The sequence below is a fragment of the Streptomyces sp. DSM 118878 genome (assembly GCF_052936595.1).
The window spans coordinates 4,317,842-4,333,378 of record NZ_CP193622.1; the positions used below are offsets into that span (position 1 = coordinate 4,317,842).

Annotated in this window: 15 protein-coding genes; 7 read left to right on the forward strand and 8 right to left on the reverse strand. The window is 67.5% G+C overall.

Annotation, left to right across the window (positions count from 1 at the left end):
• Positions 1-19: 19 nt before the first annotated feature.
• The 3 genes from ACRAKF_RS19205 to ACRAKF_RS19215 all read right to left on the reverse strand — a co-directional run bounded on the left by ACRAKF_RS19205 (position 20) and on the right by ACRAKF_RS19215 (position 2,803).
• Positions 20-1,036 carry an ATP-binding protein gene (locus ACRAKF_RS19205; protein ID WP_447038391.1) on the reverse strand — a complete coding sequence of 339 codons (1,017 nt, stop codon included), beginning with the start codon at positions 1,034-1,036 and terminating at the stop codon, positions 20-22.
• A gap of 4 nt (positions 1,037-1,040) precedes the next feature.
• Positions 1,041-1,652 (reverse strand): helicase HerA domain-containing protein, encoded by a 612-nt coding sequence (locus tag ACRAKF_RS19210; RefSeq protein WP_447038392.1) that lies wholly within the window; start codon positions 1,650-1,652, stop codon positions 1,041-1,043.
• A gap of 74 nt (positions 1,653-1,726) precedes the next feature.
• A complete protein-coding gene (locus tag ACRAKF_RS19215) occupies positions 1,727-2,803 on the reverse strand; it encodes a hypothetical protein (protein ID WP_447038393.1) in 1,077 nt (358 codons plus the stop codon).
• 996 nt (positions 2,804-3,799) lie between these two features.
• On the opposite strand from ACRAKF_RS19215, the gene ACRAKF_RS19220 reads away from it, so the two are divergent.
• From ACRAKF_RS19220 to ACRAKF_RS19235, 4 genes are all read left to right on the forward strand, one after another.
• Positions 3,800-4,105: a hypothetical protein gene (locus ACRAKF_RS19220; RefSeq protein ID WP_447038394.1), complete on the forward strand. Its 306-nt coding sequence runs from the start codon at positions 3,800-3,802 to the stop codon at positions 4,103-4,105.
• Positions 4,106-4,580: 475 nt separating this feature from the next.
• Positions 4,581-5,147, forward strand: coding sequence for a Uma2 family endonuclease (locus ACRAKF_RS19225; RefSeq protein ID WP_447038395.1), 567 nt, complete (start codon positions 4,581-4,583; stop codon positions 5,145-5,147).
• 288 nt (positions 5,148-5,435) lie between these two features.
• Positions 5,436-6,827, forward strand: a complete 1,392-nt coding sequence (locus ACRAKF_RS19230) for a PE-PGRS family protein (protein WP_447038396.1) — start codon at positions 5,436-5,438, stop codon at positions 6,825-6,827.
• A 40-nt stretch (positions 6,828-6,867) separates the two neighbouring features.
• A complete protein-coding gene (locus ACRAKF_RS19235; protein WP_447038397.1) occupies positions 6,868-7,497 on the forward strand; it encodes a hypothetical protein in 630 nt (209 codons plus the stop codon).
• A gap of 55 nt (positions 7,498-7,552) precedes the next feature.
• Here ACRAKF_RS19235 and ACRAKF_RS19240 read toward each other — a convergent pair whose 3' ends face one another.
• The 4 genes from ACRAKF_RS19240 to ACRAKF_RS19255 form a co-directional block, all read right to left on the reverse strand.
• Positions 7,553-7,867, reverse strand: a complete 315-nt coding sequence (locus ACRAKF_RS19240) for an SCO4225 family membrane protein (protein ID WP_447038398.1) — start codon at positions 7,865-7,867, stop codon at positions 7,553-7,555.
• 80 nt (positions 7,868-7,947) lie between these two features.
• Complete coding sequence (locus ACRAKF_RS19245) at positions 7,948-8,625, reverse strand: response regulator (RefSeq protein WP_447038399.1); 678 nt, start codon at positions 8,623-8,625, stop codon at positions 7,948-7,950.
• Complete coding sequence (locus tag ACRAKF_RS19250) at positions 8,622-10,955, reverse strand: sensor histidine kinase (protein WP_447038400.1); 2,334 nt, start codon at positions 10,953-10,955, stop codon at positions 8,622-8,624. The genes ACRAKF_RS19245 and ACRAKF_RS19250 overlap by 4 nt, the downstream gene beginning before the upstream one ends.
• 189 nt (positions 10,956-11,144) lie before the next feature.
• The gene (locus tag ACRAKF_RS19255) at positions 11,145-12,752 is read right to left on the reverse strand and encodes a carboxylesterase/lipase family protein (RefSeq protein WP_447038401.1); all 1,608 of its coding nucleotides are present in this window, start codon (positions 12,750-12,752) and stop codon (positions 11,145-11,147) included.
• 115 nt (positions 12,753-12,867) lie between these two features.
• Here ACRAKF_RS19255 and ACRAKF_RS19260 point away from each other — a divergent pair, with 115 nt between their 5' ends.
• On the forward strand, positions 12,868-13,440 hold the full coding sequence (locus tag ACRAKF_RS19260) for a TetR/AcrR family transcriptional regulator (RefSeq protein ID WP_447038402.1): 573 nt from the start codon (positions 12,868-12,870) through the stop codon (positions 13,438-13,440).
• A 134-nt stretch (positions 13,441-13,574) separates the two neighbouring features.
• Entirely contained in the window at positions 13,575-14,261 is a 687-nt protein-coding gene (locus ACRAKF_RS19265; protein ID WP_447038403.1) for a DUF4232 domain-containing protein, read from the forward strand.
• A 168-nt stretch (positions 14,262-14,429) separates the two neighbouring features.
• Here the strand turns inward: ACRAKF_RS19265 and ACRAKF_RS19270 are convergent, their stop codons facing one another.
• Positions 14,430-14,630 carry a hypothetical protein gene (locus tag ACRAKF_RS19270; RefSeq protein ID WP_447038404.1) on the reverse strand — a complete coding sequence of 67 codons (201 nt, stop codon included), beginning with the start codon at positions 14,628-14,630 and terminating at the stop codon, positions 14,430-14,432.
• A gap of 389 nt (positions 14,631-15,019) precedes the next feature.
• Here ACRAKF_RS19270 and ACRAKF_RS19275 point away from each other — a divergent pair, with 389 nt between their 5' ends.
• A complete protein-coding gene (locus ACRAKF_RS19275) occupies positions 15,020-15,385 on the forward strand; it encodes a PH domain-containing protein (RefSeq protein ID WP_447038405.1) in 366 nt (121 codons plus the stop codon).
• Positions 15,386-15,537: the final 152 nt, after the last annotated feature.

Here is a 15,537-nt window from a genome sequence, read left to right on the forward strand (position 1 = left end):
TTCTTGAACGGGATTCTCCTCACTTCTGCCAGTCGTCGACGACAGTTGAAAAATTCACATCACGCCAGGGACGAATCCATTCCTGCATGTAACGAACATCGCTGGAAGACGGCGCAGGCACAGCCTGATCCATGATTACGCGGGACGGCATTACTACAGCGTCCCCAAGGAGAAGAGCCTCTCCCGAGCTCAATACCGGCAGCGACTCCGTCAACGGCCCTAGAGAATCAGGGATCAGACGCTTCACATAGTTCTGATCTTCCGGATTAGTGAGCCGCATTGCTAGGAAGTTGCTGCACTGAGAGAAGATGGTTTCGGAGATTTCCGCAGGACGCTGACTGACAATGGCAGCGGTAATTCCATACTTCCTCCCTTCCTTAGCGATCCGCTCAATTGCGTTACGCGAAGAACTGAATTTCGCAAGACCACTTTTCGGTACATACTTGTGAGCCTCCTCATAAACAAGGAGAAGCGGCGTATCGACGGAAGCAGAATTTATCTTCTTGAAGTAGTAAGAGTAGTCAAACAAGAGCCGTGAGACCAGAGATACTGTGATGCTCAAAACCTCGAAAGGAACACCGCTGAGGTCAATCACAGTGACGTTCGCCAGCGAATTCGGATCATACCCTGTGAATTGGCGGAGAACATCCTCAAGTTCAACGCTCTTGGCACGGCCCCCAAGCAGGAAGTCAAGCCTTCTGTCAGTCACACGATTCTCTAGTCGCGTCAAGAAATTATCCAGCTTGCCAAACAGAGGTCCCGCACGGTCGCCCGTTTTCGTGGGAACCCGCTCTTCATTCTTCGCCTTGATCGCAGCGAGAACTTCATTTATTTCGAAGAAAACCGGCGACTCATAATGGATAGTTTCGCGGCGCTCTTCAGATCCACTGAAGCTACTTTTCTTACTTTCAGTGATAGATTTCTTCAGAGTAGCAACCTGGTTATGCGACTGCTCCTCGTTGCTCTCAATAAAGAGGTCCTGCAACTCTTCCGCGTTTAGTAGCCAGTACGGAAGAATGAGGCTGTCAACACCCAAATGATTAGCCCCCAGGGAATGCCGTTCGATATTCTGAGTGAATATCGAAGATCACAATATGCGCATTATTCAGTTGATACTCACCGTACGTGCCGTCATCTCGCATTCGAGTCGCATTCTGAATAATGCGGGCCATGGCATGCGACTTTCCGGATCCAGTCGATCCAACCACCGCAATGTGTCGACTGAAGAACTTGTCACCGTCCACCGGGACGTCTACTGAGATATCTTGGGCAAGTTGCGCGAAATGGAATCTACGATCACCACTAATCGTGTTATAGATTTCCTGCACTTCATCCTTAACGGCCACAGAGACCTTCTTCGGAGGGATTGCGACTCCGCCTCCGCCCCGAGAAAAGCTCCCATCATTATTAATGAAGCCTAGTGGGATAGCTTCAATCAGATAGATCTTCTCTCGATCTGCCCCAGCATCCTTTCCGGGTCGAAGCTCAATTGAATAGTTCTCGATAATGGCAATAATCGATCCATGCGTGCTGTCGAAGATTTTCAGGTAGGACCCGACCTCAACGGGGTCGCCATTAGACAATTCCGTGACGTCATGCACGGCGATTTTAATACGGTTCGGATACACGGCAACGACTTCAGCACTGGACATAGTCCACCCCTCACTTCACGACATCAAAGAAATCGCCATACGCGCGCAGGTATACGTGATTCGCAACCGGAACTTCAGCGGAGGTCACACTTGCTGACAGAATATAGGTCATGAAACTCTTTGACTCGCGCACGGGAAACCAACTCAGGGAGTTTCGCTTGATCTACGATCTTCAAACCGAACCCTCTGATGGGGGGATCGACCAGGTAGTCAAGGTTGAAATTTCCCCCGTGATAGCCGCAACCATCGTTGAAGTAACCTTCGGACTCCCAGAGGGCCCGCCTGATTACATCACCATCGAAAGAGCCTCGGAAGGTGAGATACGGCGGGGGTGAGTTCTCCGGAATGTAGTAGCGTTCACGAATTGCGAGGGCCGCAACAACAATCTCCTCCGGGTCCGTCTCCTCGCCGCATTCGAAGGAGAAGATTCGTTCGAGATTCCGAACGTTTACTCGCCGTGAGGTGTAACTACGCCTGATCATCTTCAGGTAGTTAGCATAACCGCAGTGATCTGCGTATGTTGAGGAGAATATTACACTCTGCGCCGACCGAATGGCCTTACGGAGGTCGGCGACACCAACTCTCCGCATACCAGGTGGATTGCTCAATACAAGGTTGCGGAGATGCGCATGCAAGATTGCATGGTACGAAACAGCTTCCAGTTGATCTTTTGCAGAGAGCTCCACGGAGATGACTTTCAAGACTTTCTTGAATTGAGTCTCATAGTCACTCGAAAACTTAACAGAGAAGGATTTCAGAAACTGATTCTTAACTACTTCATCCACAGCCGCGAGATCATCGGTAAGCAGCTTCTCAAACTCATCCGGAGCAAGCTGGCGCACTGCCCCTGGTACCTGATCAGGAAAATGGCAATGGAGAATAAAACTTACGTTTTCATCGCTCAACAGATACTGCTTGAACATAAGCCTGACGGCCCTGGCAATTACTGATAGATAGAAGTTTCCGGAACGATTTTTGATTTGAATGTGATAATTTTCGCCACTTAGATCTTGAACACCCTCGACTTCAAAGCTTGATCGAGGATTCTCAAACACCTCAAGCAGAGTTGCGTCGAACTGGTAAGCGAACCCCTTGATGGCGTCACATCCGCCATCTTCATCGGGGGGCTGCTTCCAAGTTGGGTCGGTCAATCATGGCTCCGAGGCGGTGACTTGATGAGCCGTTGATACGACTCACTCAGTGAGACAGGTGCTCCTGCTGGTGCCATACATGCTAGATCTCACGGCTGTTGCCGTGTGAGGCAAACAAGGTTTTTGTGGCGTCGCGCTTCGGTGGCATGGCCCCATGCGGTGCATCGCCATGACGGCCAAGGACAACTGACGGGCAACACCGTGCGATGTGCGGCTCTCGTGCCACGGCAGGCAGGAGGGCCCTCCCGCGCAGACGGACTCCTCCGAGCCCCCGTCTCAGTCTCCGTCTCATTCAGACCCGTTCAAGGCCGTTCAGGGAAGGCCCTGAACGGTTCGCAGGCTGACAGCAGGTCCTCCACGAACGCAGATGAACGCACCCGCACCCGGCGCACCTCGCCCCAACACAGTTGGAAAGCGTGTTGCCAGTACTGAGCTTCAGCAGGTCTCTGGTCGTGGCGGCCCCGGTTTGGTCGGCCGGACTCCGGTGCACGCCACCAGCGTGGTGGCGTCTTGATCGAGGAACAGCATGAAGACCCATGATCCGTCCGCAGTCCTGATCTGGCCCAGCCGTACCGGTCGGCCGTGCCGGTCGAGGCGTTGCACGGCCCGCGCCAAGCCGGAGGTCTCGATGCTTCTCCGAAGCGAGTGACGGAGTCGGCGTCCGTAGATCGTCGCGAGTGACTTGGCTGACGTCGTTCCGTCCCAGACAACGTGAGAGGCGCCGGCGCGGAGGGCGGACAGGGCGGCCGACGACGTCTCGTCGCCACTGCTCAGTAGCCGTTCGAGCTGTTCCCGCCCCATGGCCTCACCCCAGGTCGGGCTCCTGCTGTACAGCAACCCGAGCAAATATCAACGGCCACCACTGGCCGCCACGCCCCTCCCCATGGCCTGGTTGCCCTCCAATGGCCGATCTCTCCAAAGCTACGGATCAGACGGTCACAGGGGCAGATGCATCGGCAGGCTACTGTGCCGGTGCATGGCTCTTGAGGGGAACTGATGACCGACCGATCCTGGCAGCTTATGCAGGCGCATACCCTGCTCGGAACACTCGCGCTCGACGAGATCGACCAGCCCTGGTTCTGCTGCCACTTCACCGCGACGCCAGCATGGGAGGACGTGCGTCCCATCCTTGAGGAGTGGACTCACTCGATAGAAGCAGGGGAGCCCGACTCACCTAGGGCGGAGGAAGCTCTGAGAGCCGTGGACGCTCTAGGCCTGGCTCTGGTGCCAGCAGACGGCAAAGAGCCGATCGACGACTTCTTCATCCATGTAAGAGGCACCCGGGCCAGCTTCCGCTACTAGCGTTGTTGAAGCTGGGCTTGCCCGGCAGGTTGGTCGTGCCACATCCGTGCCAGGTTGAGCGGGGAACCACGGGGAATCACGGAGGACCAGCCGTAGTCCGCTGGATCCCGAGGCCGCTCCGCCGCAGGTCAGGAGACTGATCGCGCCTGGAACAACTGAGCTTCCCAAGCTCAGAGCGCGAGTTCGATTCTCGTCACCCGCTCTTATTGAAGCCCCAGGTCAGCAGCCTGGGGCTTGTGTGTTGTCCAGGCCTTTTGTCGACCCTCGCGCCCTCGACACGCCCCGAGACAGGGCAGGCGGAGGGCGCAGGGTCCCCCTCGGTGCACTTGGTCACCACCTACTCTCCCTCTTCGACTGCGCTGGCCGGCCCGATCCGGCAGGACCGGATCGAGGTCCGTACCGCCCCGGCGCGTGGGAGTCAGTACGCTGAGTGCAGCGGGATCGGGCCCGCCGCACAGTGTCCGGGAGGCGTGTCATGACTGCCGAGATGGTGGCCCCGGCGTGGATGCACCAGCAGATCACGGCCGAAGAGTACGAGTCGTGGTCCGAGGAGCAGTGCGCCGGCATCGAGATCGTGGACGGAATGGTCGTCGTGAGCCCTAGCGCCTCCAAGCGGCACAATCGGCTGGCCCGGCTTCTGGCGAACGCCCTGGACGCGGCAGCCGGCCCCGATTGGAACGCCGACACGGATTTCGACGTCCGGCTTCAGGACGTCCCGCTGACCAATCGCCGCCCCGACGTCATCGTCTACCGTGCGGACACGATCGACATCACGCCCACTCGGCCCGAGCACGTACTGCTGGTGGCCGAGGTGGTGTCGCCGGGCTCGGAGACCACCGATCGGATCGTGAAGGCGGCCCAGTACGCCAAGGCCGGGATCGGCTTCTACTGGCGGATCGAGCAGGCAGCGACGGGCACACCGCTGGTGTATACCTACCTGCTCGACCCCGCGACGAGGACGTACCGCGAAGGGGACGTGTACACCGGCGTCCTGAAGATCACCGCTCCCTTCGCCGCGGAGATCGACCTCGGCCAGATCTGAACCGGTCGCAAGGAAGTCAGAGGGGTTGCTCAGCCCTCGCAGTGGTGCGCCCGGCAGACTCCCGGACGACTACGGTCAACAGGATCATGTACCGAAGAAGCACACCATCATGGCGACCACCGGAGCGGCGTCGCTTCCCGAGCTGAGAGTGCGAGTTCGAGTCTCGTCGGCCGCGCCGCGCGAGCCCCCAGGTCATGGACCCGAGGGCTTTTTGGGTTCTGGGCTGGCAGCATATTCTGTGGCGCCTGTTGGCGGAGGCGGAGCCGGGTTCTGGGAAACGGGGCGGGGATGTCGGTACGGGGGGCAAATGCGGAGGATCTGGAGCAGCTGGCGAAGCTCATGGATGGGCCCGGAGGGCTGAAGGAGCGTCTCGATGAGGCCTTCACCCGGGCCGCGCAACTTGGTGCCACCGGGCAGCTTTCGCCGTTGAAACCGATGCGGACCTGGCCCCACCGCCAGGGCCCGGATCTGCGCAAACGCGCCACCATTCTGCGCCTGGAGAACGGCGATCCGATGGCCGGGCTGCTGTGGGCGGGGTTCTCGGTGAAGGATCTGGAGCAGTACAAGGGCGATCAGATCAAGCCGGAGACGCTGCTGCTGGCCAACTCGGTGGCGGCGAGTGAGGATCCGAACGCGAAGGATCTGACGCGGCAGCCCGGGGAGAAGCTCGGCGACTACGTCGCACGGCTGGAGGCGCACGCGCTCGCGAAGATCCCGGGTCTTGAGCCGCACGAAGAGTCCCTCACCGGGATGATCAAGTTCGGCTCCGACGCGTTCAACGTCGCGGCCGCCACCCAGGTCGTGGCGGCGAGCGGCATGTCGGGAACCAAGGTGCTGCTGGGCAACGCGGTGAAGACCGGAAAGCTCGGGCCCATGAAGGACGCGCTCGCCACGCGGTGGACCGCGCCGGGCAGCAGCCCCATCCTCCGTTGGGCGGGCACGAAGCTCGGCAACTACAACCCGCCGATACGCTCGTTGGCCGCGCCCGGCAGCTGGTTCCCCGGGCAGCTCGGCAACGTGGCCTCCCGGAGTCCGAGGTACCAAAGGGTCGCCAACGTGCCCCTGAGCTCCGGATTCCTGGGCGACCGCTGGGGCGGCGGGTGGGACAAGCTGCGCTCACGCGGTTTCATGAATTCCAAGGTCATCGGCTTCACTCCCAACCAGGCCATCAACTTCTTCGCCGGATCGGACGACATGGCCCGCGCGTACGGCGGGCTGACTCACTCCGGGCAGCCGGTCACGCGCGCGGGGCAAGCGAGCCTCCTGACGGTCGGGAAGGCCGGTGGATTCGGCGCGGCGGCGAAGACCGCGGGTCTGTGGCGCGGGGCGGGCATTGTCGGGTCGGCGGGCGCCACGGCATTCTCGGTGGCCAACATCGCCACCATGGACCACGGCAAGGAGTGGAAGAAGAGCAAGGCCGGCTACCTCGCCAATTACGCGGAGGTCGGCTTCAACGCCTCCTTGACCGCGGCGATGGTCGCGCCCACTCCGTTCACCATCGGTGCCGCCGTGGGAACCGGCATCGTCTACGGGGGGCTGAAGGTCGTCGAGCACTGGGACGACATCGAGAAGGGCGCCGGTCAGGCGGCCGACTGGGTCGGCGACAAGGCGAGTGACCTCGGGGACGACTTCGCCGGCGGCGCCAAGAAGCTGGGCAGTGCCCTCAACCCGTTTGATTGATCCGCGATGCACGTGAGATGTGAGAGGAGCCGCCGTCGCCATGGAGACGATCGAGTCGAGCAGTGAGTCCCGTTCCCTGGAATTCGAGCTGATTCCCTACGGCGCCGGCTCCGGCACCGGTAGCAAGAAAGAATTGCCCAAGGCCGGGCTCACGGGGGATCTGGGGCGCTTCGGTTCCGTCACCGTGGAGTACTGCCCCCTCTATCTGCCGCTCGAAAAGGGAATGAGCGCCGCCCGGCTGAGCGGGCCCGCCCTCCCGGAGGCGATCTTCCGTGGGAAGCGGCGAACGGGGCAGCCTTCGCTGTCCAAGGCGGAGCTCACCCTCGACGGTCGTCCCGCGGAGCTTCGGTTCAACTCTCGGGCCCTGCGGAAGGAGGACCGGGCGCTGCGCATCTCGTACGAGGGCCGGGAGTACGTCTACTCCGCGGAGGGCCTGGGCAAGGCGAAGGTCCTGGAGAGAGCGGGCGTCCGGGTCGCGGTGGAGCCGGGGCAATTTGTTCCCGCTGCCGGGACCATGAGAGCGGGCTCGGCCACCGGGCCGGTCGACGCCGTGGATCTGGCGATCGCCATCGTGCTGGAGGCTGTGGACACCGATGTCCTGACCCTGGGCGGCACCGCGTTGTCCTCACCCTTCGCCCTGCTGCACCACTTCTCTGATCGGGCCGAGTGACCCTCATGGCCGTCCGACCAGATCCACTCGGTCTGCGCCGGCCCGAGGCGCGGTGTCACTTTCCGGTGCTCCGCTTCGCTCCTCGGCTCAGCGCCCGTCCGCACCACCTGATGACCGCGGCGTTGACCAGGGTGCCGACGACGACCGCGGCGATGAAGTAGCCGGGGCCGTCCGGCAGGGCCAGGAACAGCAGGCTCGTGGGGGCCGTGGCCAGGATGGGGATCACTCCCGCCATCGACTCGTCCGTGGTGTCCAAGGCGGTCACCACCACGGCCCAGATCAGCAGCCCCGCGCAGACCACCGCGTAGGCGAGGGCGGTGAGGTCGGCGGGTGAGAAGCGGCGGATGCGGCTGGGACCGGTCGTCGTCACAGGGGGCTCCTTTTGTTGTGGTGTGCATTTGTTGGTCAGACAGGGTGGGCAGGTGGGGCGGGCGCCTCAGCTGAGGGGGGTCAGGGGTGGGGGTTCGGGTGGGTCAGGCCCAGGTCGTACGCCAGGATCGTCGCCTGCACCCGGTCCCGTAGGCCCAGCTTCCGCAGGACCGCGGTGACGTGGGACTTCACCGTCCCCACCGTGATGCGCGCCTCCTCGGCGATCTCCGCGTTGTTCAGGCCCTGCGCCACCAGGGCCAGTACGTGGCGTTCGCGGGCCGTCAAGGCGTTGAGGGGGGCACCGGGGGTCGTGCTCGTGGCGGTCCCGGGTCTCGCCGCCGACGCGTAGTGGGCGATCAGGCGGCTCGTCGCGGAGGGGGACAGAACGCTCTCGCCCGTCGCCACCACCCGTATGCCGTCCAGGAGTTCCGGTACCCGTACGTCCTTGAGGAGGAAGCCGGAGGCCCCGGCTCGCAGGGCGTCGAAGACGTACGCGTCCAGGTCGAAGGTGGTCAGGACCAGGACGCGCGGCGCGTCCTGGCGGCCGGTGATGACGCGGGTGGCGGCGATGCCGTCCAGTTCGGGCATACGGACGTCCATGACGACCACGTCGGGCGCCAGCTCCTCGGTGAGGCGTACCGCCGTGACGCCGTCCGCCGCCTCGCCCACGACCGTCATGTCGTCCTCGGCGTCGATCACGGCCGCGAAGCCCGTGCGGACCACTCCTTGGTCGTCGGCCACCAGCACTTTGAGGGTCATCGGTCGCCCACCTCTCCATCGTGGCCGTCGGTGCGCAGCGGCAGGGTTACAAGGACCGTGCCGTTCGGGGCCACCGTCACGGTGCCGCCCAGCGTCTCGATCCGCGCCGAAAGGCGCGCGCGTACGGCCGGGGAGCGGGCCGCCCGTGTCACCCCCGTGGCCGAGAGCAGCAAGTCGGCGTCCGAAGCGTCCAGTTCGATCCGCGCCGGAGTCTCGTCCTCCGTGGTGAGCAGCGTCTCGGCCGCGCTGTACGCGGCCAGGTCCACCGCGTCGGGCAGGCGTCGCGGTACACGGTCGGTCAGGTGGATCTCCACGTCACGGCCCGTGGCCCCGCACTGGTGGGCCAGGAGGTCCAGGGCCTGGAGGGTCGGCTGCGGGCGCAGGCGCGGTTCCGCCTCGCCCTCCCGGACGGTGTCGAGCAGGGCACGCATCGCGGCCAGGGCCTCGCGGGCGCGTTCGGCCGTGGCTTCGAGTTCGCCCGCCTCCGCCTCCGCGACCACGTCCGCGGTACGGGCCAGCACGGTGGTCTCAAGGCCGGCCGCGACCCGGCGCCGCTCGGCCCACGCGTCGCGTACGGCCTCCTCGGTCCAGGCGGCGATGCGCTGCTCCCGCGCGCCCCGGTCGGCCAGTTCCCGCCTGCCGCGCAGGGCCCCGCCCCACCTGGCCGCGCCGACCGCGAGGGCCGCACCGCCCGTCGCGCAGGCGCCGACCAGCCAGGCGGGAGCGGCCGATCCCCGGTCGAGGACGGCGGCGGTCGCGGCCCCCGCGTGCACCACCACCGCCGCGAGGGGGAAGGCGAGCGGCAGCCGTGCGCGAGTGTGCGCCGAAGCGGCCGCCGCGCACGTGGCCACCAGGCTCAGCGCGGGTGGCAGGACCGCCGGGCCCGTGTAGTCGCCCACGGCCATCGCCACCGGCCAGAGCGGGGCGAGGCCGAGCAGCGCGCCCATCGCGGCGAACGGCGCCCCGCGCAACCAGAGCAGCGCCACGGCCTGGGCCGCCGCGAGGAGCGCGAACAGGACGCCCGCCGAGACGTCCGCGCCGCCCGACGTGGGCTCCGCCCGGATGATCAAAGCGGGCAGCAGCGGTTGCAGGACCAGGCCCGCTGCGGCCACCAACTGCGCCACGCGGTAGGCGCGCGGCTCGGAGCTCTCGGCCGCGGACGCCGTCCTGCCGGGCAGGACCGCGCGCACCTCCCAGCCGCCCGCCTCCGTGGGACCGCTGGACAGCGTGCCGCCCGCCTCCCGCGCCCGGGACCGCAGGAAGCCCGTGCCCCGGCCGCCGCCGAGACCCGTGCCGTGCGCCGCCGAACCGGCGGGGGGTGCCGCGCTGGTCACCACGGCCTCCGTCCGGGTGTCCCCGTACCGGCACACCACCTGCGTACGGGCGCCGGGTGCGTGCCGCGCCACGTTGGTCAGCGCCTCGCGCACGATGCCGTACGCCGCGTCCGCGATGGTGCCCTCCGGCAGCGGATCGATCTCGCAGTCCACCTCGTGGCCGAGGCGGCGGAAGCCCGCGACCAGGTCGCGAAGCCGTTCGTCCGGGGAAGGCCGGTCCTCCCGCGAGGGCGCGGGGCCCCGTACCGCGCCGAGCGCGCGGGTGACCTCGCGGCCGGTCTCCGCCGCGAACCTCAGCGCCTCGTCGGCCATCTCCGGGCGGCGCTCGCGCAGCCCGAGCGCCGCGCCCGCCGTGACCACCACGGCCGTCAGGTGGTGGGCGCTGACGTCGTGCAGCTCCCGCTCCATGCGGCGGCGTTCGGCGGCCGGCAGCCGGTGGCGTTCGGACTCGGCCCGCCGCAGCCGCCGCTCGGCGGCCCGCCTCGCGGCACGGGTGCGCCGTACGAGGATTCCGGCGCCGCACGAAGCGGCGTACAGCAGGACGGTGAGGACGAGACCGAGACCGACGCCGACGCCGGCTCCGAGGCCGAGGCCGTCGTGGTCGTGGTCGCGGTCGCCGAGTCCGTGCAGGCTGATGTCTTGCAGGAGCTGCCAGCCGGCGAGCGCCGCCCCGCAGAGCACGGTGGTGAACGTGTCCCGCGCGACCGCCACGCCGAAGAGGGCCGCCGCGACACCCGCCGTGCCGAGCACCGCCATCGCCCCGTTGGGCAGCGGGCCGGCGCCGAGCGCGCAGGCGGCGGCGGTCACCACCAGGGCGAGCACCGGCCGGGTCCGGCGCAGGGCAAGCGCGGCCGTCACCATGCCCGCGACCAGGGCCCATACGAGGAGTGCCGCCCCGGACGGCACGGTTCCACGTACGAGCTGCGCCCCGGGCCACACAAGGGCCTGGACGCAGAGCAGCAGGACCGGGAGCAGCCGGTCGTCGGTTCGTTTCATGACCTGATCAGGCTATGGGCGCCCTTGGGCCGTCCCTCTCCGGCCCAAGGGGGATTCGCGTCTCTTACCTGGGGTGCAGGCCTCTTACCTGGGGTGCAGGTCGCTCACCTCGGGTGCAGGTCTCTGACCTGGTTACAGGTCGCTCACCTCGGGTGCAGGTCTCCAGGTCTCCCTGGCCGTCGTGACCCGTCAGCCGACGCTCTTCCAGAACGCGTACCGGTGGTCGCGCGCGAAGTCCGCGCGCCGCCAGTGCGCCGCCGACAGCGACTGCACGTACCCGTCGCCCTCGCGGAACCGCGGCCAGTCCGTACGGCCCGACGCGGCGAAGCCGACCCAGGTGTGCAGCAGCCGGTCGCGGAACGGCTCCTGTTCCGGCCGTACGCCCTCGAAGAGCGCCATGTCGAAGAAGTAGGCCAGCTCCGACATGTGCTGGGCGCGCGGGGCGAAGCTGGGCTTCGGGTAGCCGTTGAACCAGGGCGTGTCACCCTCGGCGAACTCGTACATCCGCGTCGGCGTCCACTTCGCCAGGAGCCGCGCGGTGTCCAGTGTCGGCGCCGCCCACTTGGCGTCGGTCAGGGCCGCCGCGAAGGCCTCGCCCGCCGAGTCGTGGGCGCTCAGGGGGTAGCGCTTCAGTACGGCGTCGGCGTCGGCGCCGAACTCCTCGCGTACGGCGGGCCCGTACTCCGCGGGCTTCATCGGCGCGCCCCCGGGCGCCAGCTCCTGGCCGAGGACCCTGCCGCGCTCCTCGTCGCGGTTGACGCCGATGAGCACCGGCACCCGGTTGAACCGTCCGGTGCGCAGGGCCTCGGCGGGCGCGAGCGGCATCAGGTCGGTGCCCGCGACCGGCCGGGGCTCGTTGAACGGGCCGTACGCCGCGAGGAGTTCGGCCACCGGCTTGCGGCGCAGGCAGGCCGCGGTGTGCCTCTCGCAGCCGACCGCCTCGGTGACCCGCTCCGCCTCGGCCCGCGCCTCGGCCCTGGTGCGGGAGCCGCCGGTGGCGCAGGGCGCGCTCTGTAGGACGGCCCGGTCGAAGAGGCCCGCGGACTTCGGTGACGCGAGGTGGCCGCAGACGCTGTAGCCGCCGCCCGACTGGCCCATCAGCGTCACGTTGCCCGCGTCCCCGCCGAAGGCGGCGGCGTTCGCGCGGACCCAGCGCAGGGCCGCCTGCTGGTCCTCCAGGCCGAGGCCCGCCGCGCCCTTGAGGGCGGGTGAGCCCTGGAAGCCCATGATGCCGAGCCGGTAGTTCATCGACACGACGACCGCGCCCTCGGCGGCCAGCCGCTTCGGCCCGTACATGTCGCCGGTGCCGTACATGAGGCTGCCGCCGTGGATCCACACGATCACGGGGCGTTTGCCGGGAGCGGTGGGCGCCGTGACGTTGAGGTAGAGGCAGTCCTCGCTCTCGCTCGGCACGCCGACCGGCAGGCCCTTCGGCTGGGCGCAGGCGGCGCCCGGGCGGGTCGCGTCGCGGACCCCCGACCAGCGCTCGGCGGGCTTCGGCGGGACCCAGCGGCGTTCCCCGACCGGCGCAGCCGCGTACGGGATGCCCTCGAAGCTGCGCAGGCCCTTGCCGGCGGTGCCGCGGACCTTGCCGCCGGTCGTGGTGACGACCGTGCCGGTGCCGGCGGGGCGCTCGTACGGGGCGGGGGCCTGGGCTTGGGCTTGGACCTGGGCTCGGGCCTGGGCCTGGGCCTTGGTGGTCGGGGTCGCCGCCGTGGTGAAGGCCGTCGCGGCCAGCGCCAGCGCCAGCGCGGTGACGGACCACCGGGAAACGCTCCTGCGGCTTGCGCGGCTCATGTGCCTCGTTCGTCTCATGGCGAGGAACGTAGAGCACAGTTGGGCGTTCGCGCAATACACCCGTATAGATCGAGCGCCTCATACAACCGTCCGTCAGCTTGGTACGCTGCCCGGCATGGGGAACCGTGAAGCCCTTCTCGACGCCGCCAAGACGTGCCTGCGCGAGAACGGGTACGACCGCACCAGCGTCCGGGACATCGCCACCGCGGCCGGCGTGAGCATGGCCGCCATCGGCTACCACTACGGCTCAAGGGAAGCGCTGCTCACCAAGGCCCTGTTCGAACTCCTGGACGCCTGGGGGGACTCGGTGGGCCGGGCGCTCGCGCCCGACGCGGGCGGCTCGTCGAAGCGGCACTTCGAGCAGATGTGGGACAGCCTCATCGCGGAGTTCACCGCCCACCCCGACCTGTGGCTCGCCTCGATGGAGCTGTTCATGCAGGCCCGCCGCAACCCCGAGCTGCGGGACACGCTCGCTCAGGGCACGGCCGAGGGCCGGCGCGGCATGGCGGCGATCCTGGCGGGCGTCCCCGAGGACGAGGTCCCCGAGGCCACCCTGCGTTCACTGGGCAGCGTCCAGCTCGCCCTGATGTCGGGCGTGATGATCCAGCACCTGAGCGATCCGTCCGCGGCACCCACCGCCGCCGAGGTCCTCGAAGGGCTGCGGGGCCTGGCAGACCTGGCGCGCTGACCGGACACGCGGTCGGCAGCCGCACGTGAGCGGCGCGGCAGTGGGACGTGAGCGGTGGGCAGGAGACTCGGGCTCACGTCTCTTCGGCCTCACGTCTCTTCGGCCTCGCGGCCTCCACTCACCGGGGAACTCCCATGCGTACGTCCCGCAGCCGCACCATCGCCCTCGCCGCCGCGGGCACCGCCGCGCTCGCCCTGTCCCTGACCGCCTGCGGCGGGGACGGCTCCGGCGTGAGGACGGCCGGGGTGGCGGAGACGACTGTCGTGACGGACGTGTCCGAGCAGCCCGAGCAGTCCGATCCGGCCGGGGAGGGGAAGACCGGCGGCGCGGCGGACGTGAAGACCGGCGGCGCGGCCGACGAGACGACCGCCGTCTCCCGCGCCGAGAATCCCGCGACCGCCACCCCCGCCTGCACCACCAAGGACGTGCGAATCAGCGCCGCCCGCCACAGCGGTCCGCCCTACACCCACATCGTCCTCACCGCGAGGAACACCTCGGGCCACTCCTGCCGGATGACCGGCCACCCGGAGATCCAGTTCCTGGAGGGCCACCGCGAGAACGTGCCGCCGGTCGCCAAGAGCAGGCCCGCCGCGCCCGTCGTCCTCAAGGCCGGCGCCCCCGCGTACGCCCTGGTCCGCCTCTCGAACGGCGGCGTCGACGAGCCGAACGAGCCCGTCAGCGGCTTCTCCGTCACGCTGCGGGGCGGCGGGGGCACGGCGGCCGTCAAGGCTCCGGGCCGGGGCGGCGTCGCCGTGGACCCGGCGGCCTGGAAGACCGGCTACTGGACGTACGAACTGCGCGACGACGCCGACGACTTCTGAACGCTGAGGCGGGAGAGGCGGGCGAGGGCGTTCGACTCCTCGGTACCCGGGTCGTGACGTGCGCCGCGCCCGCGCGACGGCGTTCTCGGACCGGGGCCGGGCATGGCGCCGCTCCCGCCCGCTCCCGCCCGCTCCCGCCCGCTCCCGCCCGCTCCCGCCCCGGTCGGTTCAGCCGTCGGCCGCGTTCTTGCCGCTGCTCCGGCGGCCACCGGACTTCGCGGCCGACGCCGCGATCTCCGCCGCGACCGTGGTGGCCTTGGCCACCCCCCTGACCCAGCGTGGGCCGCCCCGCGCCGCCCATATGACGGCACCCAGGCCCGCCGCGGCTATCAGCACCCCGATGCCGAGCAGCAGCACCATCATCGTCATCCCACCCCACTGGTACAGGGCCCTCGCGGGCCCTTCGTACGGGGCCCCGATTCTTGCAGACCCCTGGGCAGGGCTTCACCCGTCGCGCGGTCAACGCGCCACCCGTACGCGGCCATCGCGCCACCCCTCATGTCACCCGTCACGCCACCCGTCGGCCTCGCCGAGGCCCACCACCTGCACGGCCTGGACATCGCCCGCCGCCTCGACGAGCCACGCGCCCTCGCCCTGTCCCTGGAGGGACTCGCGGGCGCGGCCGTCCTCGGCGGCGGCCCGGCGGACGCCGAACGCGCGGCCCTGCCATCCCCGCGGGCGCGGGGATGCTCGGCGCGGCCGACGCCGACCTCCCCGGTTAGGGTCGTACGACGTACTGACGTCCCAGGGGGGCCCACATGGCACTGTTCGGCAACGCTCACACCATCGATCCGTCCCGCGCGCAGCAGGAGTACGGCCGGCTGCTCGGGCACGGCGAGCAGGTGCACGCCGCTTACCTGCTGATACGCGACACCATGCTGTTCACCGACCGCCGGCTGATCCTGGTCGACAAGCAGGGCATCACCGGCAAGAAGGTCGAGTACCACTCGATCCCCTACCGCAGCATCACGCACTTCGCGGTGGAGACGGCCGGACACTTCGACCTCGACGCCGAGCTGAAGATCTGGATCTCCGGCAACGCGACGCCGCTGCAGAAGACGTTCACCAAGGGCGTCAACATCTACGAGGTGCAGGCGATCCTGACCCAGTTCGTCGCCCGCTAGCGGACAGCGGTCGCCGAGCACCCGACCGGCCACGGGAGCCGATCCCCCGACCGGCCATGTGTGGCGCGCCCTTCGGCCGGCGCCCGTAGACCTTCGGCCGTCGTTCCGCCGCCCGCTCCCCGCCACTCTGGTGTTCCGACACCACACCACCA

What these genes read in the sequence shown, in the direction of transcription:
- ACRAKF_RS19210 (WP_447038392.1), bottom strand. Translation starts at nt 1,652, where the DNA reads ATGTCCAGTGCTGAAGTCGTTGCCGTGTATCCGAACCGTATTAAAATC.
- ACRAKF_RS19220 (WP_447038394.1), top strand. Translation starts at nt 3,800, where the DNA reads ATGACCGACCGATCCTGGCAGCTTATGCAGGCGCATACCCTGCTCGGA.
- ACRAKF_RS19225 (WP_447038395.1), top strand. Translation starts at nt 4,581, where the DNA reads ATGACTGCCGAGATGGTGGCCCCGGCGTGGATGCACCAGCAGATCACG.
- ACRAKF_RS19230 (WP_447038396.1), top strand. Translation starts at nt 5,436, where the DNA reads ATGTCGGTACGGGGGGCAAATGCGGAGGATCTGGAGCAGCTGGCGAAG.
- ACRAKF_RS19235 (WP_447038397.1), top strand. Translation starts at nt 6,868, where the DNA reads ATGGAGACGATCGAGTCGAGCAGTGAGTCCCGTTCCCTGGAATTCGAG.
- ACRAKF_RS19245 (WP_447038399.1), bottom strand. Translation starts at nt 8,625, where the DNA reads ATGACCCTCAAAGTGCTGGTGGCCGACGACCAAGGAGTGGTCCGCACG.
- ACRAKF_RS19250 (WP_447038400.1), bottom strand. Translation starts at nt 10,955, where the DNA reads ATGAAACGAACCGACGACCGGCTGCTCCCGGTCCTGCTGCTCTGCGTC.
- ACRAKF_RS19255 (WP_447038401.1), bottom strand. Translation starts at nt 12,752, where the DNA reads ATGAGCCGCGCAAGCCGCAGGAGCGTTTCCCGGTGGTCCGTCACCGCG.
- ACRAKF_RS19260 (WP_447038402.1), top strand. Translation starts at nt 12,868, where the DNA reads ATGGGGAACCGTGAAGCCCTTCTCGACGCCGCCAAGACGTGCCTGCGC.
- ACRAKF_RS19265 (WP_447038403.1), top strand. Translation starts at nt 13,575, where the DNA reads ATGCGTACGTCCCGCAGCCGCACCATCGCCCTCGCCGCCGCGGGCACC.
- ACRAKF_RS19270 (WP_447038404.1), bottom strand. Translation starts at nt 14,630, where the DNA reads ATGACGATGATGGTGCTGCTGCTCGGCATCGGGGTGCTGATAGCCGCG.
- ACRAKF_RS19275 (WP_447038405.1), top strand. Translation starts at nt 15,020, where the DNA reads ATGGCACTGTTCGGCAACGCTCACACCATCGATCCGTCCCGCGCGCAG.